At 42.2% G+C, this 23,209-nt stretch carries 21 protein-coding genes; 9 read left to right on the forward strand and 12 right to left on the reverse strand.

What is annotated here, in order from left to right:
* Positions 1-4 precede the first annotated feature (4 nt).
* On the reverse strand, positions 5-2,305 hold the full coding sequence (locus JMX63_RS02095) for an Ig-like domain-containing protein (RefSeq protein ID WP_201570581.1): 2,301 nt from the start codon (positions 2,303-2,305) through the stop codon (positions 5-7).
* A 485-nt stretch (positions 2,306-2,790) separates the two neighbouring features.
* Between JMX63_RS02095 and rpmB the strand changes: the two genes are divergently transcribed.
* Complete coding sequence (rpmB, locus tag JMX63_RS02100; protein WP_057761372.1) at positions 2,791-3,027, forward strand: 50S ribosomal protein L28; 237 nt, start codon at positions 2,791-2,793, stop codon at positions 3,025-3,027.
* Between the two features lie 128 nt (positions 3,028-3,155).
* Positions 3,156-3,311, forward strand: a complete 156-nt coding sequence (gene rpmG, locus JMX63_RS02105) for a 50S ribosomal protein L33 (protein ID WP_010201403.1) — start codon at positions 3,156-3,158, stop codon at positions 3,309-3,311.
* Positions 3,312-3,496: 185 nt separating this feature from the next.
* On the opposite strand, the gene JMX63_RS02110 is transcribed toward rpmG, so the two are convergent.
* The 11 genes from JMX63_RS02110 to ispH all read right to left on the reverse strand — a co-directional run bounded on the left by JMX63_RS02110 (position 3,497) and on the right by ispH (position 13,830).
* Positions 3,497-3,808 carry a hypothetical protein gene (locus JMX63_RS02110; protein WP_201548793.1) on the reverse strand — a complete coding sequence of 104 codons (312 nt, stop codon included), beginning with the start codon at positions 3,806-3,808 and terminating at the stop codon, positions 3,497-3,499.
* 221 nt (positions 3,809-4,029) lie between these two features.
* Positions 4,030-4,341 (reverse strand): hypothetical protein, encoded by a 312-nt coding sequence (locus JMX63_RS02115; RefSeq protein WP_057761376.1) that lies wholly within the window; start codon positions 4,339-4,341, stop codon positions 4,030-4,032.
* Between the two features lie 144 nt (positions 4,342-4,485).
* Positions 4,486-4,884, reverse strand: coding sequence for a hypothetical protein (locus JMX63_RS02120; RefSeq protein WP_227673211.1), 399 nt, complete (start codon positions 4,882-4,884; stop codon positions 4,486-4,488).
* Positions 4,885-5,095: 211 nt separating this feature from the next.
* Entirely contained in the window at positions 5,096-5,785 is a 690-nt protein-coding gene (gene rpe / locus JMX63_RS02125; protein ID WP_057761380.1) for a ribulose-phosphate 3-epimerase, read from the reverse strand.
* Between the two features lie 114 nt (positions 5,786-5,899).
* Entirely contained in the window at positions 5,900-6,181 is a 282-nt protein-coding gene (locus JMX63_RS14560; protein WP_265089081.1) for a TIGR03643 family protein, read from the reverse strand.
* Between the two features lie 229 nt (positions 6,182-6,410).
* Positions 6,411-7,301 (reverse strand): S-formylglutathione hydrolase, encoded by an 891-nt coding sequence (gene fghA / locus JMX63_RS02135; RefSeq protein ID WP_201570583.1) that lies wholly within the window; start codon positions 7,299-7,301, stop codon positions 6,411-6,413.
* A 128-nt stretch (positions 7,302-7,429) separates the two neighbouring features.
* Complete coding sequence (locus tag JMX63_RS02140; RefSeq protein ID WP_201570585.1) at positions 7,430-8,911, reverse strand: C13 family peptidase; 1,482 nt, start codon at positions 8,909-8,911, stop codon at positions 7,430-7,432.
* A gap of 319 nt (positions 8,912-9,230) precedes the next feature.
* Positions 9,231-11,192 carry a molecular chaperone HtpG gene (gene htpG / locus JMX63_RS02145; protein WP_201570587.1) on the reverse strand — a complete coding sequence of 654 codons (1,962 nt, stop codon included), beginning with the start codon at positions 11,190-11,192 and terminating at the stop codon, positions 9,231-9,233.
* A gap of 503 nt (positions 11,193-11,695) precedes the next feature.
* Positions 11,696-12,511 carry a thioesterase family protein gene (locus JMX63_RS02150; protein WP_201570589.1) on the reverse strand — a complete coding sequence of 272 codons (816 nt, stop codon included), beginning with the start codon at positions 12,509-12,511 and terminating at the stop codon, positions 11,696-11,698.
* A gap of 54 nt (positions 12,512-12,565) precedes the next feature.
* On the reverse strand, positions 12,566-12,814 hold the full coding sequence (locus JMX63_RS02155) for a hypothetical protein (protein ID WP_201570591.1): 249 nt from the start codon (positions 12,812-12,814) through the stop codon (positions 12,566-12,568).
* A 59-nt stretch (positions 12,815-12,873) separates the two neighbouring features.
* Positions 12,874-13,830, reverse strand: coding sequence for a 4-hydroxy-3-methylbut-2-enyl diphosphate reductase (gene ispH, locus JMX63_RS02160; protein ID WP_201570593.1), 957 nt, complete (start codon positions 13,828-13,830; stop codon positions 12,874-12,876).
* A 373-nt stretch (positions 13,831-14,203) separates the two neighbouring features.
* On the opposite strand from ispH, the gene gmk reads away from it, so the two are divergent.
* The 7 genes from gmk (at position 14,204) to JMX63_RS02195 (ending at position 23,153) form a co-directional block, all read left to right on the forward strand.
* On the forward strand, positions 14,204-14,830 hold the full coding sequence (gmk, locus tag JMX63_RS02165; protein WP_102091897.1) for a guanylate kinase: 627 nt from the start codon (positions 14,204-14,206) through the stop codon (positions 14,828-14,830).
* 164 nt (positions 14,831-14,994) lie between these two features.
* Positions 14,995-15,255, forward strand: coding sequence for a DNA-directed RNA polymerase subunit omega (gene rpoZ, locus JMX63_RS02170; RefSeq protein ID WP_057761396.1), 261 nt, complete (start codon positions 14,995-14,997; stop codon positions 15,253-15,255).
* 339 nt (positions 15,256-15,594) lie between these two features.
* Positions 15,595-17,793: a RelA/SpoT family protein gene (locus JMX63_RS02175; protein WP_201570595.1), complete on the forward strand. Its 2,199-nt coding sequence runs from the start codon at positions 15,595-15,597 to the stop codon at positions 17,791-17,793.
* A gap of 105 nt (positions 17,794-17,898) precedes the next feature.
* The gene (locus JMX63_RS02180) at positions 17,899-18,279 is read left to right on the forward strand and encodes a RidA family protein (protein ID WP_201570603.1); all 381 of its coding nucleotides are present in this window, start codon (positions 17,899-17,901) and stop codon (positions 18,277-18,279) included.
* A gap of 147 nt (positions 18,280-18,426) precedes the next feature.
* On the forward strand, positions 18,427-20,715 hold the full coding sequence (locus JMX63_RS02185; protein WP_201570605.1) for a primosomal protein N': 2,289 nt from the start codon (positions 18,427-18,429) through the stop codon (positions 20,713-20,715).
* 232 nt (positions 20,716-20,947) lie between these two features.
* Positions 20,948-22,141, forward strand: coding sequence for a cation diffusion facilitator family transporter (locus tag JMX63_RS02190; protein WP_201570607.1), 1,194 nt, complete (start codon positions 20,948-20,950; stop codon positions 22,139-22,141).
* A 307-nt stretch (positions 22,142-22,448) separates the two neighbouring features.
* A complete protein-coding gene (locus JMX63_RS02195) occupies positions 22,449-23,153 on the forward strand; it encodes a hypothetical protein (RefSeq protein WP_102092779.1) in 705 nt (234 codons plus the stop codon).
* Positions 23,154-23,209 lie beyond the last annotated feature (56 nt).

Genomic DNA, 23,209 nt, shown 5'->3' on the forward strand with positions numbered 1-23,209 from the left:
CTTACTACATGACAGGTATTGTGGTCGTTGTCGTAGTAGCAGCTGGAGCTGGTGTCGTTACTGTTACTTTAATTCGATCATTAGGGCGACAGCCTCTATATTCAAACTTATAGCTTACCGCACTATCAACTACCTTACCGACTCCTAGATTAACTATACTTGGTACAGTTTTAGCACCTAAGGTAAGTTCTGCTTCACAAGTAGTACTCTTACTTAATAATACTAATGATGACCCTACTGGTAAACCACTATTAGATTGTGAGCCTGAACCATTAGAATCGATGTTTATGTTAAAAATAGAAGAGCCTGCTTTCACCACAGCCACGGTATTCGGTTCCGCATTAGATATCTCAATTCTAGTGCTTACAATGTCTTCATCATTAGGCCCTTTAGTTGAAGTATCTACTAACTGAACTGCTGGAGAGTAATTAGTCTTATCTTCAGCTGTAACGCTAATAGTTGTTCCTGATGCCATACTTACTGTACGTGCACTATTACCATACACTCTAAAATTAACTGGTTTAGGTGTATTTAAATCATTAGTTGGATTAGCTGCAACGCTACCTGGTAAGCCCTCATATACTGGACTATCTGAAGCTAAGCCTAATATAAACTGTTGGCGTAAGATCGCTGGCAGTTTATTATCACAAGTACTCTGAATCTTGCCATCTACTTCAACTGTAGGGATATTTGGCTGATTATTAGAAGAAGGTGCACAAACAGCGCCAGTAGCATTTCTTCTATATACAAATTCACCAGCTTCAGAATCATACTTGTTATTTTCGTTATCATCACGGAAGAAATCGCCGATATTATGCGTCAATACATCACCAATGCTAAATTGATTATCACCATCTTTATCAATATAGTCTTTATCACCCTCTACATAAGCAATAACAGACACTCGATTATCTACTGGCCGTGGATTTTGAGTGCTGAACTCAACCGTACATATTCCTTGATTAGTTATACAGTTTGGCGTTACTCTGCCACCTTCACTGACAAAACTCACTACCGTACCATCAGGTACAGGGTTGCCAACTCTATCTACTAATCGTGCTGTAATCTCAGCAGTATCACCATCTACACCATAGGCTAATACGTTTTTACTCAATGAAATACTAACACCATTTTGAGTTGCACGCCCTGTTGCTACAGACACATCTTTTGATAATGCAAATATGCTAGGATTTGATACTAAAGCCGCTTTAATTTCTACAGGTCCAGGCAATGCGCCAGGATATAAATTAACTGACACCTTACCTTGCGAGTCACTTGTTACTGTCTCAGGTGCTTGATTGCCTAATGTTACAAAGCTAAAATCTGGAGGCGTGTCAACTTTACTTATTTTAACCTGTTGGTTTGCAGCAGGTCTGCCGTTCGCATATATAGTGAACTCTATCTGACCCGAGCTCGATGAACCACTATTACTAGCGCCTAACTGTACTTTTTCTGTGGTGGTATAAACCATTGAATTCGCTTCAACACCAGCGATACTGACAGTTTTTGTTTGTTTGTTTGCTGGGTTATTCGCAGGCGTAGCTGTAATGGTTTGTGTGCCTGCACATAAATTGCCATTATCATCAATCGCTTTATAAGTTGTCGTGACATCCCCTTGATTGCTTGAAACTACACTATTGCTATCGAAACTGCCACAGCTAGTAGTGAAATTCACAGTGACATCATTTTGATAGACGTCATTAATCGCATCTTTTGTTTTTAGCGTAATATTTGTATTACCACCTGAGTCTAAATTGGTAGATGACAATGCAAATTCAGTTAATGACACTTGTATAGACTGTAAAGAAAAATTATAACCTGCCGTAGTTTTGGTCAAATCATTATAGTTAACAGTTGCGCTTAACTGATAGCTCCCTGTATTTGTGCTGTCAGAAGGCTTGACGGATATAGTGGCCTCACCTTTTGTATTCGTCAAAACTTTGCTATTACTAGTGCCAAACGTAACACCGTCAGCCTGAAACGATACCAAAGCATTACTTACTGGATTTCCGCTCCTATCTGTTACTTTGACTGTCGCGCTTGCTCCAGCTGAAGTAATAGTACGAGTCACGTTACCATTAGGGTCTGTTAAGGTTATAGGTGTTACATTGATACCACTTACTGGTATTCCTGTTCCATCTTCACCGCTTCCACCAGTACTAGGTTGCTCACTTGGGTCAAAAGGCGGAGCAATAGAGTCTACAGTATCACCATCACCGCCGCCACAGCCAGCCAATGTAAGTGCTAAAGTCAGCGCTGTTAATTGAAACAACTTAGAAGTAAAAGGTAATGAACTATAGGACATGTTTTTGACTCCGCATGAGCAGTAATTTATCTGAGCAAATAAGCAAAAAATCATTACCCAGAATCAAAAGAGATTGGTAATGATACATTGATTTACAGTAATACTGGTGTATTAACAGATTGTATTAAATATATAACAGCAACTTTACTGACTTTTGTTATAACTTACAACTAAAAATTAATCTTTACTATTAAACAATCAACAACATAGAGCGATCATTTCAGGGTATAATAGCCCTCCTTTAATTCGACAGTTATTGTAAAAATATTTGAGTATTCATCTGTTTTATGGTATAAATGTCGGCTTTAAAATTTTCTGAATTGGTCAGCCTGTTATTTGCCTTTAGATAGCAGCAAAACCAGCTCAACCTTCATATAGTTTTGTTTGGTGCAAAGCTGCCGCTTGCTGTGTCCATGCCGCAAAAACGTGCAACTTGCCCAGACTGGTATGAGAAAAGCTCATACCTCATAGATTAGGAGTTCGCCATGTCTCGAGTTTGCCAAGTGACTGGAAAGCGCCCTATGGTGGGTAATAATGTTTCGCATGCAAACAACAAAACCCGTCGTCGCTTTCTACCAAACCTTCACAACCATCGTTTTTGGGTAGAGTCTGAAAACCGCTTTGTACGTCTACGTGTGTCTACCAAAGGTATGCGCATCATTGACAAACTTGGTATCGATAAAGTGTTAGCGGATCTACGCGCACAAGGTCAAAAAGTTTAAGTTAAAAACAGCAGCTGGGTGATGACTCTCATCATTTAGGCTGCTGTTTTGCTACATTAATTGTGGCAACTTAATCTTTGAGACACGTACCTATCGTTTGAAGACCCCTCATTTACAGGAAAGCTATCATGAGAGATAAAATTAAATTAGTATCAACAGCTGGTACTGGATATTACTACACCACTACTAAAAACAAGCGCACTATGCCTGGCAAAATGGAAATCAAAAAGTTTGATCCAAAAGTACGCCAGCATGTGATCTTCAAAGAAGCTAAAATCAAATAATTTCCATCATTTGTAGAAGGCATTTTTATAAATACTTTCTATAAAGACGTTATTTGAACAAAAAAAGGGTTTATCAATTGATAAACCCTTTTTTTATGGCTGTAGTTTCATATTGCTAAGCTACGTCTCCAGTCATTCGCTTTGACTGGTATTTGCTTTAACTGGTGCTCAAAAACAACCAAAGCTTAGCTGTAGTGTGTTGGTTCTTTATCATATACATGCGCATGCCATTTACTCATTTGCTTTTGCATAATGACTTGAATCGCAGCATGAATCATGTGTTGACCAATGGCTTGAGTATCGCTACCAAGTAGCTCTTTTAGCTTGTCAGAAAAATCAATAGTCATCAGCGGCGCTTCGTCTTGTTCAGCATCACGCAATAACAACCTACCATCATCTGCTTCCACCAACTCTAACGTGGTTTCTTTGGCAAATCCTGCAAATTGATCGCTATTCTCGTTATCTACTTCTATATCATTATCGATATCGTATGGCATTAATGTGTTCCTTATTATCCCGTTTAGTACTGGTAGAGAAACTGGTCATTGCAAAGCAGTCATTTCTTAAAAATAAACTCATTCGGCAAATCTATCGTCTTACAGTAACGCGGGTAAATCTGTCTTACTCATACAATGGACGCTTTAACACTCGAATTCAAGGGCTGTCACATAAGTCTTCGCTATAAAAGCAAACTTGAATGCCATGTCGTTTGTATATATTAGTGCCAATAACGCAACTTTCCTAATGTAAATAAGAAGGCCACAAACATTCCAAGGTAATAAACCAGCTTTAGCTCAAGGCTAGGATCACGATACTTAAATGGTAGTGCAACGGTGGCCGTCGCAGTGGGCAATATCAGCAGCATAAGCAGCCAGTTTTCAATGACATTTAGCCAACCTTGTAAGTCGGTTCCGTGACGTAATGACGCCAATCCCATTAACAAACAAGCGATAATTAAGCTGGTAAATAAGCCATTTGGTAAGTCTTTAGGATAGATAATTTTAGCAATACTGGCTGGTACGATTCTCATATAAAATTCCAGTCATGCTTGTAGAACATGGCTTAATGATTAAAAAATATAAAATATTACGACACTGTATAGGCGTGAATAAACAATATAGATGCGAATAAATAATAGAGACGCGAAAAAGCATTATATTTACAGCGATATAACTTAACTATAAGTACCCATCAACCATAGCATCGATACACAAGAGGTCAAATAACCCAAACTAATCGCATTCCAACTCTCGATATTTAGGCCTTTGACTTTATTAAGTATGCGAGAGCCTACCCAAAAAAACAGCGGAATGCCTAGCATAAATGCAGGCACAATGACCGCAGCATGACGCAGCACGGTTTCGACATCATCACCTACCATCAGGCGAAAGCCATAACCTGCCAAACTAAGTACAAGTGCAAACATCGCTAAGCCAATGGTAATGCCTCTAGGTACCAAACTGCGCTGCGGTGTTTCACTATCAAGTGCTAGCTTGGCCTGCTGATTCAACGTTTCATGAGAGTTTACTTGCTCAGAAGGTTCTGTTGAACTGCTAGAATTGTTTGTGTCCATATTTCACCTTTACGTAACTGACCGTTATATATAGTTGATTCAATTTAAAAGAGATACAAGGCAACTGAGTGCAGATATAACTGTAATACTTCAAGCGAAGTTAACGCTGCAGCTCTTTCATAGAGGATTAACTATATAGTCATAAGTTATACAGCACATTCTAATATTATTGTTGTATGGCTAATAGCGTTTATTAACCATACAACACTCGCTAGCTGTTGTTGGCTAATAGCAACTCTGCACGCATCTCATCAATAGCCGCTTTATAATCTTCTTGATTGAATATTGCAGAACCCGCGACAAACATATCAGCGCCCGCTTCAGCAATCGCACGTATATTACTGGCTTTGATACCGCCATCAACTTCCAATCGAATATCTCGACCACTAGTAATAATACGCTGACGTACCTGACGGACTTTATCTAAAGTACTATCGATAAACGACTGTCCACCATAGCCTGGGTTCACACTCATTAATAAAATCTGATCTACTTTATCCATGACATAATCAAGATAATGCAGCGGGGTCGCTGGGTTTAATACCAAGCCACACTCCGCACCGCCATCTTTAATCAGTTGAAGTGAGCGATCGATATGAGCGCTGGCTTCAGGATGGAAAGTAATGATACTAGCACCCGCTTCCAAGAACTGCTCAATCATACTATCGACAGGTGAAACCATAAGATGCACATCAATTGGCGCTTCAACACCATAGTCACGCAGTGCCTTACAAATCATGCTACCAAACGTCAAATTGGGTACGTAATGGTTGTCCATTACATCAAAATGAATCACATCGGCACCAGACTCTAGTACCTTCTCCACTTCTTCGCCCAACCGCGCGAAATCAGCTGAGAGTATCGACGGTGCAATAAGATAAGGTTTAGCAGGACTGTTCATAATTGAGCTACCTAATTCATGTTTATATAAGATATTAATAAATTAAAAAGGAAATTATAATTGGCTCACATATGCTGAGAGCCTTTTATATATTGATGCTAAATACTTAATGGTTTAGCGCTGCTTATATTGAGTTTTGCAATAAGCGCGGCCAACTTCGAAAGAGCGCTTTGCCTCATGTTTGGTAGCACGATTGCTTACTCTCTGACGCCATAAGCGAAAAGATGACGGCTTTAGCTCTTGGCGCATGAGCTTGATAACCCCAGTCTCATCGAGACCGTAGCTATGCTCTATGGCACCGAATGTCGTTCTATCTTCCCATGCCATCTCTATCACACGAGATATTTGCACGTCATCAAGTACTCTATCACCAGCGTCATTGACGGTTTTTACAATCAGCTCGTCTGACTTAGCTTGAGACACTTCATCATTATAATCATTGCTACGTTGTTTGTTTTGTAGAGCAGCATCCATATCAGCTTGCATAGTCGCTTTTGTAGAGCTCGTATCTGCTGACTTATTCTTTGGATTAGAAGCTGTCAAATCTTGATAACTTGCCATAAAAATTACCTGTTAAGCATGAATGGAATAGCGAAAAATGTATCACGGTCATCTGCAGGGCATCTTAGCTCATTTGAGCCATATGCCAATGATGTTCGATATGATCATTAATCACCGTCTGAATAAAATAATAGCTGTGGTCATGCCCCGCTTGGTAGCGTAATGTTAAGGGCTGTTTGGCTTTTGCACAAGCATCTTGTAGTTTAGAGGTCTGTAGCTGACCTTCTGCTAAGAAATTATCAGCTGCGCCTTGATCAACCAAAATGCTCGAATATTGCTGGCCAACCTTTTCAATCATTTGTGAGGCATCGGCTTGCGCCCATAGAGACTTATCATCACCGAAGTACTCTGTATAGGCAGCTTGCCCCCATGCAGACTCACTCGCCGCACATACTGGCGATAAAGCCGATACGCTGACAAACTTGCTTGGGAACTTAAACCCTAGCAATAACGCACCATGACCACCCATTGAGTGTCCTGTGACACCGATGCTGTGAATGGGAAACTCTGAACGTAGTAAGTCATATAGCTCATCGACGATGTAGCTTTGCATGTTGAAGTTGTCTGACCAAGGCGCTTGGGTCGCGTCAACATAATAACCTGCACCTTGACCGACAAAATAGCGATCGTCGTTTGGTACATCGCTGTCGTCACTACTTCTAGGTGAGGTATCAGGTGCGATAAGTATCATACCAAGCTCGCTGCATTTTTGCTGAAAATGCGCTTTATGAGTGACATTATCAGCATTACATGTCAAACCTGATAAATACAATATCGCAGGACAACGTCGTCCAGCCAAGGCTTCGTCAGGTAAATAAATACTAAACGTCATAGAGGTTTTGGTAGATGTCGACTCGTGACTATAATAATGCTGCTCACCGTTAAAGCAACGATTCACACTTTTTTGGGTAAGCTGTTTATTGGTAGATAAACTATGACTATAGGAATTTTGCATGAGTGATATCCTTTTATTCAAAATAGAACCAATGACGATGTTTAATAAATACTCATCATCTAATAGTAAATCTGATATTGGCATTTATAAAATGCTAGATCATACTTCGTATTTATTCAGCTATTCAGCTATTCAGCAGCTATCTCTCCTTCGTCTACCGACAGATTAGTAGCGCTTTCAGGTAGAGTATTAACCGTTGTAGAAGTAGCATTATTTGTAATACTAGCAACGGATGGGCGTGCCTTATCAAACAATACTTGCTCAAACGCAGGCAATGCTGTCTCCATTAAACTACCAATGACCATTTGCGGCTCTGATGGCTCGAAGCCCATGGCGCTCTCACGCTCATTGACCCGTATACTGGCATCTTTAAAAGCCGACTCAAAACTGGTGTTTCCTCGAAGGCTTTCAGCAAAAAACGCTTGGCCAAAATAGGTCATCTCAGCTGTATTAGTGCAGCCAAACGATGCTTTGTCAGCGGCTGACGCAGTAATCACTACCGTGGTTGGCGATGCCAATTCGTCAATAAACGAACCTGAGTAGCAGGCAGACACCACGATCACACGCCAGCGGATACCAGATGCGTCTAACGCGTCACGCAACCATGTAGCATCTAAATTATCCATCGCAAGCGGCGGATTTGCCAACTGGACGATATCCTGATTACCATGTGAAGACAACGTTAGAAACAATACATCTTCATCAGCGTTCATCTGCTGACCGATTTTCTTTAGGCCGCGCAAAATACTGGTCTTAGTAGCGATTGGTTCATCTAGCCAGCTATAAGTATTATTAATCAGCGATAATGAATGGCCACTAGTACCAAAGCGCACGTCAAACAGCTCACGCACTTTATTAATCTCAGAGCGAAAGACGTTTTGATCAGAAAATCCTGCAACCCCCATAAAGTACCAGTCTGTTTTGCCATCGATACTTGGGTCTATACTATCCAATGCTTGCTGTAATAGACGTGGCTGCTGATACAGTGCCGCCTCTTCTAATACAGGCTCTACAGGTATTTGCTTAAAGATTGGCTGATCTGCGACATTACGCTGCCAGATGGTCAGCAACGCTACCGCGCCAACCAATACAATGATTCGCTCCCACCATGGTATACGCAGACGACGGGAGAAAATCCACAATAGAGCTAACGTCTGCCATAAGAACAATACTAAAAACAGTACTGGTAAGAACGAATAACTCCAATTTGGCAACCAACCATAGCTACCAAAAAACTGCACCAAGCTCTGCAATAGGGCTGACAATGTATCAGCGACCAACCACAGTACTACTGGTACAAATACCAATGCTTGGTTGCTGGCTCGCCGAGCCAAAATGATACCACCAAGCAAAATAATCATCGGCCAGATCAAATAACTGACCAATCCTTGCTCATTAAATATGCTGCCACTTTCAGCAGCTAACCATGAAAATAAGACATTGCTACCAAGCGCCAATAGCGCAAATACGGCAAACTGTACAAAAGTGGGTTTAACCCAAGAAAAAGCCCGTGTTGAGCCCACTAGCATCCACAAGGTTGCAATAATATTGGCAGCGAAATTGAGCGAAAAACGCTGAAGCGAGACGGTTTTTAACGACGTAAGTGACAAAGACTTAGACCTCTAGCCAGTCGAGAAAAATAAAATGACTCAATGATAATTATCTTAATGTAACAGCCGCGCGGTGCAATCAATTGACGATTTTTTGTACAGCATGCAGACATCGATTTATATTGAATTCACGATGGAGTGATTATAGAAGATGACTAGCACTGCCTAATATTTTAGCTCGCTAATCTATCGCGATTGTAACGGATTGTCGGTTAAGAGGATAAGGCTGATTTGTAAAATTCACTCAAATTTGGCTAAAAATTTAAATAAAAAAGGAGGCCTATTATACAAAGCCTCCTTTTTTACTAATTACTAAACATTATCTCATCAATAGCTCATTGACGCGCTTTAGGTAAGCGGCTGGATCGTCTAGCTGACCGCCATCTGCCAATAATGCTTGATCAAAGATCACTTGTGCCAGATCATCAAACTGCTCACTGCTCTCAAGCTTTTTGATGAGTGGATGGTCAGGGTTTACTTCTAGCGTTGGCTTACTTGCTGGTACGTCCTGACCCATTTGCTGTAGCATCTGAATCATTTGTGGCGATAACTCACCTTCACCTACAACCAAGCAAGCTGGACTATCAACCAAACGAGTAGACACTTTGACGTCTTTAGCACGCTCGCCCAACGCAGCTTTTAGCTTATCAACTACTGGCTTTAGCGTTTCTTGTGCTTTCTCTGCTTCTGCTTTTTCTGCTTCATCTTGCAAGTCGCCTAAATCTACTGCGCCTTTCGCGATGTTTTGCAGCGGTGTCTCATCGAATGAGGTCAAGAAGTTCATTGCCCATTCATCAACACGACTGGTCATCAAGATAACTTCGATGCCTTTTTTCTTGAATAGCTCAAGTTGCGGGCTGTTTTTCGCAGCTGCTAGGTTATCAGCGGTGAGGTAATAGATGGCTTTTTGGCCATCTTTCATACGGCCTTTATAGTCTTCAAAGCTCGTCACTAGACCGTCTTGCGTGCTGGTGGCATAACGTAATAGCTTAGCAATACGTTCTTGATTGCCTGCGTCTTCGCCTAGACCTTCTTTGATGACATCACCGAACTCTGCATAGAATTGGGCAAATTTCTCTTGCTTGTCACTGTCTTCGCTATTCGCAAGGCTTGCGAGTAAGGTCAAAATACGGCGAGCGTTACCATCACGAATAGATTTTACATCACGTGACTCTTGTAGTAGCTCACGGCTCACGTTCAATGGCAAGTCTGCTGAATCAATCACACCTTTCACAAAACGCAAATACATCGGCAGCAATTGTTCAGCTTCGTCCATGATAAAGACGCGCTTCACATAAAGCTTTAGACCATGCTGCTGCTCACGAGTGTATAGATCGACTGGCGCTTTTTTAGGGATATATAGTAGCTGCGTATACTGTACGCGACCCTCTACACGGTTGTGCGTCCAAGTAAGCGGCGCATCCATGTCATAAGAGATATTCTTATAAAAATCAACATACTCATCATCTTCAATTTCAGAGCTTGAGCGAGTCCACAGTGCACTGGCTTTGTTGATTGTTTCCCACTCATCAGTGAGTACCATCTCGCCACTAGCAGGCGTGTCGTCGTTCTCGTCTTCTTTTACATCTTCTTGCCAGATCTCTTTACGCATCTGAATCGGCAAGCTGATATGGTCAGAGTACTTATTAACCAAGCGCTTGATTTTGCTGCGATCTAAGTAGTTATCTTCGCCCTCGCTATATTCTTCTTTTAGATGCAAAGTAATCGCCGTACCGCGCGTGTCTTTGGTAATAGGTTCAACAGTAAAACTACCAGTACCATCTGATACCCAGCGCACGCCTTTATCAGCAGGCTCACCCGCTTTACGTGATTCAACACTGATGGTATCAGCGACGATAAAACCAGAGTAGAAACCAACACCGAACTGACCAATCAATTGACCGTCTTGCTTTTGTGATTCAGACAGTTTATCCAAAAATGCTTTGGTGCCTGACTTAGCAATCGTACCTAAGTTTTCGATTGCATCGGCTTCGTTCATACCAATACCATTGTCAGTAAAGGTAATAGTTTTGGCAGCTTCATCGACGGCGATACGGATTTTTAATTCGCCATCATCTTCATAAAGGCTATCATCATTTGTGCCTTCAAAGCGCAACTTATCACAAGCATCCGACGCATTAGATACCAATTCGCGGACAAAAATATCAGCGTTAGAATATAGTGAATGCGTTACCAAATGCAGTAACTGCGCCACTTCCGCTTCAAACGTATGTTTTTTTAATTCTGGATTCAGACCTTCAGCTTGAGTTGCTTCACTCATAAAAACTCCTTTAAATTCTATGAAAGACCTATTATCAGATAACGATATACTCACTAAAGCCGTTCTCATAATGTTAGAGAACTTACCGTATGCAATACCGTTAAACTGTCTATACTAATATGGGCATTGAGAAAAAATTCAAGCTCAAAAGCTTTATTCAATAAAAAACACCGCGCTTGTTTACCAAGGCGGTGTTCTGGTATCAGTTATTTATTTGCTCAGTCATTTTCTGATATAGCAATCAAAGTGCAAACAACAGCAACTACTCTGAATATGCTTCTATCAATATATCCCAGAGAGTCGTCAGCTTTTTTGAAAATTGAGTATGGGTTTTCATAGTAACCTCTATGTCGATTAACATCGGCTTGTTAGTAATATTATCTTTTTAGTAATATTGTCTTGTTAGCTACTATTAAAACTATTTCTCTATTATTTGTATAATTAATTGATTACAACGTATCATTTCATTTTACAAAACTATAAGCTGGCTGACTCTTAGCCTTTTAGCGTGGCATCGGACGAATAGTAAGGATTTGCTCACTACGACCAAAAGGGCCGTATACATCGTGCAGTACCGCACTGGTCAATCCGATACCATCATCGCCATATTGTTGTACAGCCTCGATACCGAGCCAGCGACCTTTTGGCGAGCGATGCATATGGATTTGCAAATCCGTATTGGGAAACATCCATTCTAACTTAGATAAACCAAGACCCAATCTTGGTACAACACCATTGGCAGTATCGACCATACCTAATAGATGCACCAAATCATCAGTAGCCTCGCCTTCAATCATGTCGAGATCATTGGTAATCCATACCATACCGCGACCAGCACGACGGTCTTCTGTTGCTACTAGACGTACACTTTCGATAAAGCCACCCGGCCAGCCCTTCATACCTTCCCAAACTGGCAACTCTTCAGGGTTATATTCTGCTGGTTGATCTTCAAGTCCGGCAATCTCGCTGGTATCTTGAGTAATCAGTCGCCATGCTCTTGCAATGATAGCATCGCGGCCACGGCTACTCATGACCGCTTCGACCAGTTCAATAGTCTTACCCGGTCGGATACAGCGAGTAGTGATAGTAAAATCGTCAAGCGGTATTAGCCCCAAGATATCAAGGCTCACACGTGCGATACGAGTATTGGGTTGTGGCGCAAAGCTGTTGATCTCAGCTGTCAGTAGGCCCGTTGCTGGTGCCATGTGCTGCTCATGCTCATTCCAAGCACCTTGCGCATGCTTGGTTGGCTGATAATGCGCCACACTGACACCGTCTTCTTGTAATTTTCGTTTGATAAATTTGTAATAAGCAGTCATAGCTATCCTATATTTGGTACTTTCATCTGTATTTTTTATTTAGGCTTGTACTTTCTATTTATGAATAAGCTCTTGTTTTCTTAGCGTGAGAATACGGCGAGCCTTTTGTATGAAAAATAATAAACAGATCATAACTACTGCAAGCATCGCGTAGAAAAAGCTTTTTTCTGCCATAAACTTCATGATATTCATAAACAATACGAAAACCACTGCTGCCATCACTAGCATATTGAGTTTTAGTTGCTTGTTGACTTCAGCGAGCGTGGCCTCTGCCAATAAAAATCTGGCTTTTGGTTCTTTCATGCGACCTTATCCATATAAATAATAGTTCATACAAATATAAATACAAACACGAATATTAGTTACTTACCAACCTGAGTGACAGGAATCCGCAAGGCTTTTGGCAGACTAAACGTCACATTTTCTTCAATACCAGATAGCTCACTAGGCAGATCACCACCCCAGTCTTGCAACTGTTGCAATACTTCTTGGATTAATACTTCGGGCGCAGATGCACCAGCGGTCACGCCTATACTCTGCACACCATCTAACCAACGCTTGTCCATCTCACTGGCATTATCAATTAAATACGCACGGCAATTCATACGCTCAGCCAGCTCTCGCAAGCGATTAGAGTTTGATGAGTTTGGTGAACCAACTACCAAGACTACTTCACAGCGACTGGCCAAATCTTTTACCGCATCTTGGCGGTTTTGAGTAGCATAGCAAATGTCGTCTTTGCGAGGGCCTTGGATACTAGGGAATTTTTCACGCAGTGCATCGATAACGCGCGCAGTATCATCCATCGATAAAGTTGTCTGAGTCACAAATGCCAAGCGTTCGGCATCTTGGACAGTCAACGCGGCCACATCACCTTCATCTTCGACCAGATGAATCTGCCCACCATGGCGACGGTTGAAACGCCCCATAGTACCCTCGACTTCTGGGTGTCCTGCATGTCCTATTAACACTGCATCCATCCCATCTTGCGCAAACTTTGCCACTTCGATATGTACTTTAGTTACCAACGGGCATGTTGCATCAAACACCGTCAAATCTCGGAGCTCAGCCTCATCTTCGACTGCTTTGGAGACCCCATGAGCGGAGAAAATAACGATAGAGCCATCTGGCACTTCGTGAAGCTCTTCAACGAATACCGCACCACGATTGGCCAAGTCTGACACCACAAACTTATTATGCACAACTTCATGACGGACATAAATAGGCGGCTCGAAACGTGTCAATGCTTCATTAACAATCGCAATTGCACGGTCCACACCAGCACAAAACCCACGGGGATTGGCAAGATAAATTTGCATAAAAAGGCCTATCATTGGATAATTTATAGTTAAAACGTATTTTTGAATTTTTTATTCAAAAGTTAGGGCGAAATCAATGCTCTACTTTAGCATAATTTGCTTTTATCGCTCTCTAAAATAGCTGTCTACTCATAGCAATATTTTATAGGCAAATCTCAGCATACTTACGACATATTGCAAAACCAGCTTTAACTTGTATAAAAGCAGTTTATAATAATGCATCTATTATAATTTCTATCGCCATACATGATGGCGTTTTTTATTTTTTCCAGTCTTTGTTTTTGACTGAGGTACTGCTTAACTTTTTATCAACACGCATTTATTACAATACATTTTACGAGTTACTAAGACACCTTCTATTAGGATAAATTGTATGACAGGTTCATTATTCATCGTTACTGCCGCTTCAGGTACTGGCAAGACCTCACTGGTTAAGCAGTTGCTTGCAACCACCAATGACTTGACTGTCAGCGTCTCTCATACCACTCGCGCACCACGTCCAGGTGAGATTGATGGTCAGCACTATCATTTCACAGATACCGATAGTTTTACCAATGGTATCAATGCGGGTCTATTTCTAGAGCATGCTGAAGTATTTGGTAACTATTATGGCACGTCAGAGGAAAGTGTCCGTACCCAGCTAGCAGCGGGTATTGACGTTATTTTGGAGATTGACTGGCAAGGCGCGACGCAAATCAGAAATATCTTTCCCGATGCCATTATGGTTTTTATTCTACCACCTAGCATTGCGACATTACGTCAACGTCTCTCAACCCGCGCGCAGGATTCTGTAGAAGTGATAGAGCGCCGTCTAGCTGGCGCAGTCACCGAAATGGCACAATATGTGAATGCTGACTATGTAGTGATCAATGATAATTTTGATGTAGCCTTAGCTGAGCTAAAAGCCATCATCGTGGCCGACAGGCAGACACTTGGTCGTCAGCAGCAGCGCTATCATCGCACGATTAGCAACTTGCTAAACACTCAAGTAGAAGAGTAAACTACGTACAAGCAGCTAATCTCGTAAGTAGATATAAAAAGCAACTACGCGACTTGGCAAAAAATGCTATAATATTTAGCTATCCCCCTTTATATTTTTGATATTATTTTTATTGAGTGGCGGGCAAGGTCCGTTACTAATAAAAACAACCGAGGTAGCTATTTATGGCACGAGTGACGATTGAAGATTGTTTGGATAATGTTGATAATCGCTTTGAGCTAATTTTGGTCGCAAGCAAACGCGCCCGTCAATTGGCCAAAGGTATTGCCGAACCGTTGGTTGACGTTGATAACGACAAGCCTACAGTATTGGCACTACGTGAAATTGCCGCTGGCAAAATCACACGCGATATCCTAAATCAGCCAGAGCATAATTTTGCTACTAGTTCATTAGATTTAGCATTGTCAGGCGACCACAGCTTCTAGTAGGCTGTTTTGATAAGATGTATTTTATAAAGCCAATCGTGTTTTTATAAAATAAATACACATCTTGATCAACTATAGAGACCACAGCATAGGCTGTGGTTTTTTGGTTGTAATAATAATGTATTGGCTATTTTGGTCACCATTTATCTCCAAAATAGACCACTGAGTGAAATTTTTTCATCGCCCACACGCTTATCAGTTGACATTGAAAGCGATTTGCGATTAATTAGAGAATGGCGTACTCATCCTTAAGTTTTGTATGGTAGGTCATTATTTAGCCTCCATTTGCTTCGGTAAGTGGCCCAACAAGTAGGTCATGGAAAATAGGATCATTATTTTATGAGTCAAACCCTACCCAAACTCAGTCATCACCTCGTCGATGATGCTCAATATAATTTACTACGTTCGGTAGGTTATCTCACTGCTGCTGAGCGCCGTGATATTGTTGATGCTTGTGAGTTCGGAGATATTGCGCACATTAAAGACAAGCGCAAATCAGGGGAACCTTATATCACGCATCCAATCGCTGTCGCTGAGATACTAGCGGGCTTTCGCTTAGATCGAGATACCATCATTGCAGCAATCCTGCATGATACGGTCGAAGACACCGAAGTTAGTGATGAGCAAATCAAGCAGCGTTATGGTGAAACTGTATCAAGATTGGTCGATGGTGTGACCAAGCTAAAGTCCTCTTCACATAACAAGCAGCAGAATAAAGCGGCCACCTTTCATAAAATTCTGACCGCTACCCTCGCTGATCCGCGTGTACTCATTATCAAGCTTGCTGACCGTCTACATAATATGTCTACGCTAGACGCGGTACGTCCTGAGAAGCAACGCACCACAGCTCAAGAAACCTTGGATTTTTATGTGCCATTTGCACGATTAATGGGTCTGAATGATATTGCTGACTATATCGAAGTATTGTGTTATCGCAATTTAGACTCTGATATGTACAACAAGCTGTCTGATAAACTGTTACAACATGGGCTTGGACGAAACTTTCAAAGAGAGTCGATTCATCGTTATTTGAGTATCGTGCTAAACAACTTGGATCTCAATGGTCTGGTCAAAGTCTTAGACAATCGCGTGGTCATATATCGTCAGTTTTTTCGCAATCGCGGTGAGATTAATGCGCTACTACGTCACTATGCGTTTGAAATCGTCCTCGACAATATCGAAGCCTGCGACAAGCTAGCCTATTATCTAATCAAAAAATATCAGATTGATGATACCCATATTGCGGATAATATTCGTCGTCCGCTGCCAGGTGGTAACCAATCCCTCACCCTCATCTATGAGCGTGATAATGACGTGGTAAAAGTTACTATATTGACTAAGCAAATGCAGAGCGCTGCAAGACTTGGGGTCATCGGCGCAGAGCACGCATCTGATGTCAGTCAGTCGGTTATCCAAGCGTCATTGCGCAACATGAAAGATTTGGTCGATGAAGACAACCTGAATGAAAACAGTCCTGATTTTTCAGCAGCAGTCTCTACTATTAATGAGCTGATGGATTATCTGCACTCTAGTAAAATCATTTGTTATAGCCCTCAAGGGCGTGCTTACGAGCTTCCACAGGGTGCAACGGCGCTAGATTTTGCCTACGCGGTCGGGCCTATGATTGGTAACGTTGCCGTTGGTGCAAATATCGATGGTAAAGCTGCAAAGCTCGGCACCGTGGTAAAAAATGGACAGTCCGTTGAGATAGAAGTGAATAGCCACTCAGAACCAAAAGCGGAGTGGTTAGGATTTGTAGTGACTAACAAAGCCCGTGAAGAGATTTTACGTTGGTTTAAAGATCTGTCTGTCGCTGACAAACAACACCATGGCAGGCAAGCCTTAGATCGTGCACTCCGAACGCATCAGAAAAGTTTTGATGACTTGACAGATGCTGATTGGAAAGACCTGACTGAATGGCGCGGCCTAACTGAAAAAGATGCGTTATTTGAACAAATAAGCTCAGGTACGCTACTTCCTCAGCTAGTCGTGACACGTTTATTTAGCGATGAGCTGAGCGATCTACAGGCAAAAGTACATAGCGATGACATGACCCAACCGCAACAGCTGATTGCAAATGCTGCTGGTGTCGAGCTTGATTTTGCTAATTGCTGTCATCCGATATATGGCGACCCTATCGTAGGGCATTTATCGCGTCATGGTTTGGTCGTTCATCGTCATAAGTGCTTCTCACTGGACGATATCCGAAAAGACAATCCTTATCAAGTGATCCAGTTACGTTGGCGCAATGACAATGCAGTCAAACAAGGTGACATCGGTGAGCACGATCTAAAAAACAGTGGCAAGATTCGTTTTCCTGCTTATTTAAAGCTCTCTATTGCGCTTAGTGACGAGCAAATCAGTAAAGTTATCTATCACTTACGCCAGCTCAATATGGGTGTTGAAACCGTTGATGTTCGCAATACGGATACCATCATTCATATTGTAGTACGTAGTCGCAACCACTTAGCACAGGGCATTCGTGAACTACGCTCGCTGCTAGGTTTCCCTAACATTATACGGTTATATCAATTATAATAAGCACATTTGCATCACTGCTATAGTCGTGATGCAAATAGCTAAAATAGAACTGCTATTCTAGTAGCAATGAATCACTCACATAAAATATAAAAGGGACACCCCATGACTCGTCAAACCATCCAAACTGATAAAGCACCTGCAGCAGTTGGCACCTATTCTCAAGCTGTAAAAGTCGGCAATACTGTTTATATCTCAGGTCAGCTTGGTTTTGATCCTGACACGATGGAACTAAGAGAAGGTTTTAAAGCACAGGCTGAGCAAGTATTTGAAAACATCAAAGCTATCTGTGAAGCAGCTGGTGGCAGTCTAAATGACGTGGTCAAATTCAACGTATCTTTGACTGACTTGAGTGATTTTGCTGTCTTGAACGAAGTGTTTGTCGCCAATCTAAGCGAGCCATACCCTGCCCGTGCTGCCGTTCAAGTAGCTGCTCTACCTAAAGGTGGCGTGGTAGAAATTGAGTCTATTCTTTATGTCGAATAAGACGATATTTGATGTTTAATATTAGGTGCTAGTTTTAGTAACAGCCTATAAGTCATATCACAATAAGCTTAGCATCATGCTAAGCTTATTGGTCTCCGTTCTATTATTCTGATCTCATATTCACCTAATAAGACTGCGAAGCCGTTTATGTTGGTACAAGTTGCTCTGCCCGTTCCCCTTTATCGGGTGTTTGACTATAGATTACCAGCTGATATGCTTGCTTTGCCAAACAGTGCGATACCGCAAATCGGCAGCCGTGTTGAGGTTTCATTTGGTCGTCAGACTCTGATTGGTATTGTGATTGCTCATATTTCACAAGACGATAGCAGCGTACCTGTTAATAAAATTAAACCCATTAATAAATGTCTAGATGCTGAGCCGATTTTGGACTCGGACATGCTCAAGCTTGCCTATTGGTTAGCCCGCTATTACCACTATCCGCTTGGCGACGTGTTAGCAGTTATCCTGCCAAGCCTTGTCCGTCAAGGCAAACCATTAGACTTGCTGATTACCCATTGGCGCATTTTGCCTCATATCACTGATAATGATTTTCGAGCCAATGCTAAAAAACAAAAGCAGCAGTTCGACATGCTAAAGCTACATGGTCAGCATGGCGCAAGTGAAGATGTATTGCTACTAGAAGGGATGCAACGAGCCTTTTTAAAGACGCTAGAAGATAAAGGGTTAGTCGAGCGCTATATTCAGCCAAAACAAGCGCCTACTCCAGTTAAACTGGCAAAAATGCCACTTGATCTCAATGATGAGCAGAAACTTGCTGTCGACGCTATTATTGCTGCACACGAATCTGATACTTATACTGGTTTTCTGCTCAACGGTATTACTGGGAGTGGTAAAACCGAAGTCTATCTGCAAGCGATGCAAGCTGTACTAGAGGCTGGCAAACAGGTGTTGATTTTGGTACCAGAGATTGGACTAACACCGCAAACGCGGGCAAGATTTGCCAGTCGGTTCGCAGCCCACATTGTGCTATTACACTCTGGCATGACCAATACTCATCGCTTGCAAGGTTGGCAAGACTGCCGCACGGGTCATGCACAAATCGTGATCGGTACACGTTCGGCTGTGCTATATCCTTTCGCAGACTTAGGCCTGATTGTCGTTGACGAAGCGCATGATGGCTCGTACAAGCAGCAAGACACATTGCGTTATCATGCCGCTGATGTTGCTCTCTATCGAGGTTTGCAGTACAAAATCCCAGTGATACTTGGTACTGCCACACCTTCCCTTGAGCATTTAAAACTGGTCGATGATGGCAAACTAGTAGAATACCAACTGCTTACTCGTCCAGGTAATGCCAAGCCTGCAACCATGCAGCTGATTGATGCTCGCTTGCAAAGTACCCATCAACAGGCTCAAGATGACGGTGCGCGCTATGATACAGGGCTGACGGATGCCATGATCGGGGCGATACGGCAAACGCTAGAAGCCGGTGATCAGGTATTAATATTTTTGAATCGTCGTGGCTATGCGCCTGTTCTATTGTGTGAGGCTTGTGGCTGGCAAGCTGATTGTCCGCGCTGTGACGCTCATCTGACCGTTCACTATAATAGCCAATCCCAGCGAAACAGTTATTCAAACAACTCTTATTTGAAATGCCATCATTGCGACTGGCAAGCCTATATCCCTACCGTATGCCCTGATTGTGGTAGTCAAAATTTGGATGCCAAAGGCATGGGAACGACAAGGCTCAGCGAAAATCTACACGCAATCTTTGCTAATCCCCAAACCAGCAAAGAGCTCTATCCAATTATTCAAATAGACCGTGATACCACAAGACGTAAAGACAGCTGGGAAAACATTTATGAGCAAATTAATAAAGGCAACCCTGCCATATTGGTCGGTACACAGATGGTTGCCAAAGGTCATCACTTCCCCAATGTCACGCTGGTTTGCTTACCCAATGCTGATCGCGGATTTTTATCAGCAGACTTTCGCTCACCAGAGCATACTGCACAGCTCATGATTCAGGTAGCTGGCCGTGCTGGTCGAGGTGACAAAGCTGGCCGCGTATTGATTCAAACATTGCAACCTGATAACGAATTACTATTAAAACTGGTCAAAGACGGCTACTTGTCATTCGCGCGCGAGTTATTGCAAGAGCGTCAAATGATGGGCTTGCCTCCTCATCGACATGCTGCCTTAATACGCTGTGAAGGCAAAACATTAGCAGCCACTACTCAAGCACTCAAGGATGCTATTGCGCATTTGCCGAATGCTCATAACCTCGCTGTTCTCGGTCCTATTGATGCGCCCATGAGTAAGAAGAACAGTCGCTACCATGCACAGCTTTTGCTATTGGCTAAAGACCGTCGTCAATTGCACCATGTGTTGGGACAGTGGTGGCAGCCAGTGCTTGCCCTACCAAGCGCTAAATACCTTAAGCTCACTTTGGATATTGATCCTGTCGGTTGGTAGTTCTCACGCAGCTCTCAACAAATGGGTGCATATCTTTCTGCTCCTCCTCTCATCATGTTTACTTCGTCGTTACAGCTTCTCATGCTTGGCTATGTTAAATTTATAACTATCAAATGGTATGCGATAGAGGCTCTATGCCTATTTTACCCATAGCAAGCATCACTTATTAGTAAACGTCATATCAGTAAGTATCATCTATCGAACGCAACTATCAGCGAATCTGAGTATTATTATGAATCCAAATAATCCAAACTCTGACGAGCACAATCATAGCCAACAGCATGATAATACGGATGTGCCTAAGTACATTCGCGAAGATGAAGAAAATAACTACACTCAGGAAACCCAAGGCCATCACGATCATGATGAGCATCTAGAGCAAACCACCACAGCACGAGACACCAAGGGCTATCAGCGTACCTTGCTGTTCAGCTTTATTATCATTACTGGTTATATGTTTATCGAAGCCATTGGTGGTTGGCTCACCGGTAGTTTGGCCTTGCTATCTGATGCAGGGCATATGTTAAGCGATGCGATAGCGCTTGGTGCCACTTTGGTCGCATTTAAAATTGGCGAAAAAGCGGCCACTCACCAGAAAACCTTTGGCTACAAGCGTTTTGAGATATTAGTTGCTACGGTAAATGGCGCGACACTTGTCATAATTGCTTTGATGATTTTTTATGAAGCGATTAAACGCTTTAACTCACCGCCAGAAATTGCAACCCAAGGCATGCTTATCGTGGCGACTATCGGTATGTTAATCAATATTCTGGTCGCTTGGCTAATGCACCGAGGTAGTCAAGGTGGCGAGTCACACGGCCATAATCATAGTCATAGTCATGGTACGGATGATGCCAAGGTCGCAGAGCAGAAACCGAATAATGCAGAAACCGTCAACCTTAATATGCAAAGCGCCTATTTGCACGTACTGAGTGACTTATTAGGGTCAGTAGCTGCGATTATCGCTGCATTACTTATGATGGGTTTTGGTTGGGTATGGGCAGACGCAGTGGCATCAGTAATCGTTGCCGTGCTTATTTTAATCAGTGGCTACCGCGTTGTACGTGATTCTGTGCATATATTGATGGAAGGAACGCCTGCCAATATATCGCTCGTCGATGTAGAGCAAAAATTACTCGAAGACTCACAAGTACAAAAAGTACATGACTTACATGTTTGGAGTATTACTAGCGGTCTCAATGCACTCTCTTGTCACGTGGTGGTCGATGGTGAAATGAGTATCCATGAATCAAATATTCTGATTGCCAGTCTCGAGCAAAGACTGCTAGAGCTTGGTATTCACCATGCTACTATTCAGGTTGAAAGCTCGTCTCATCCGCAGAATATCTCACATAGCGATGCCTTGGTCTGTGATATTTCGGGACAGCTATCTGATGACAATAATCATATTGGTCATAACCATTGACGATACATTTTCAGCTCAATGATTGAATAAAGAAGTCAGTAACTTGAAACACGACCTAGAAAATACAAGTATAGGCATCTGATACTGGTTCATACTAAAAGTTACGTAGAATTAGAACTAGAATCTAGATCACATTAAGACAGTCGTGATTTGCGACAAACTTTTGCTTTATTCCATTCAAAAAACTTAAGTTCAAATCGGCTTATGTGGTTATAATAACTATTATAAAGTTTTGTTTAGCACCCCAGTTAATTTTTATAATCATACTTTTTGGTATTTTCACTCTATCTATTGATGATACAACACTATGTCTAGACGCTCAGCACCCTTTGTCGCCCCAGACTATATCGATGATCCTGCATCAAAAGATGGCAAAAAACACGCCAAAGTTTTGTTATCAACGCTGCAAGAAGACATTGCAAACTTTCGTAATGAACAGTTTCCACCTGATATTTTGCGCCAAATTCGTGATATGCCTATTTATGAAGGCAACTTAGCCGAAGTCCAAACCTATCAACAACGTTGGCAAAATCTGCTTGAGCGTGCAAAGGATTTTTATCCAGCGGCCAATATGCCACCTGACTATCTACCGCTCCCTGCCAGCCTTGAGATACCGCAATTCATCTATCACGTTCAGCGTCTACATTTAACTAAGACACGCGCCAAAGAATCTAAAAGCTTTGGATCAGTAGGCGCCCTGACTGATAAATGTGGTCAATATACGGATGATGAAATTGAGCGCATGACAGCGGTGCTAGATAACGACGAGGAAGCGCGACTGGTAGCGCATCGTGAATTTATCGATCTGCGTGCCTATGTTTTTTGTCGCGATAATAAGGGCGAGATGCTAGAGCCTGAGCGGGTGCGTTTTTATCGTACTGGTCTGATTGTACATGCCCTGCCTGACTTTAAGATTGTAGATAGTCGCCAGACACCGCGTAAACGCCGCAACGATGCTTATAATAATCCGCTTGCAGACAATGGTGTGTGGAAAATTTATCGCAAAAAATAATAGATACTAGCGCGATATCGTTTTAGCCATACTGATTTTAGTCACGTTCATTTTAT

Origin of the sequence: Psychrobacter nivimaris, from assembly GCF_904846365.1 — a bacterium.
Taxonomy (GTDB): domain Bacteria; phylum Pseudomonadota; class Gammaproteobacteria; order Pseudomonadales; family Moraxellaceae; genus Psychrobacter; species Psychrobacter nivimaris_B.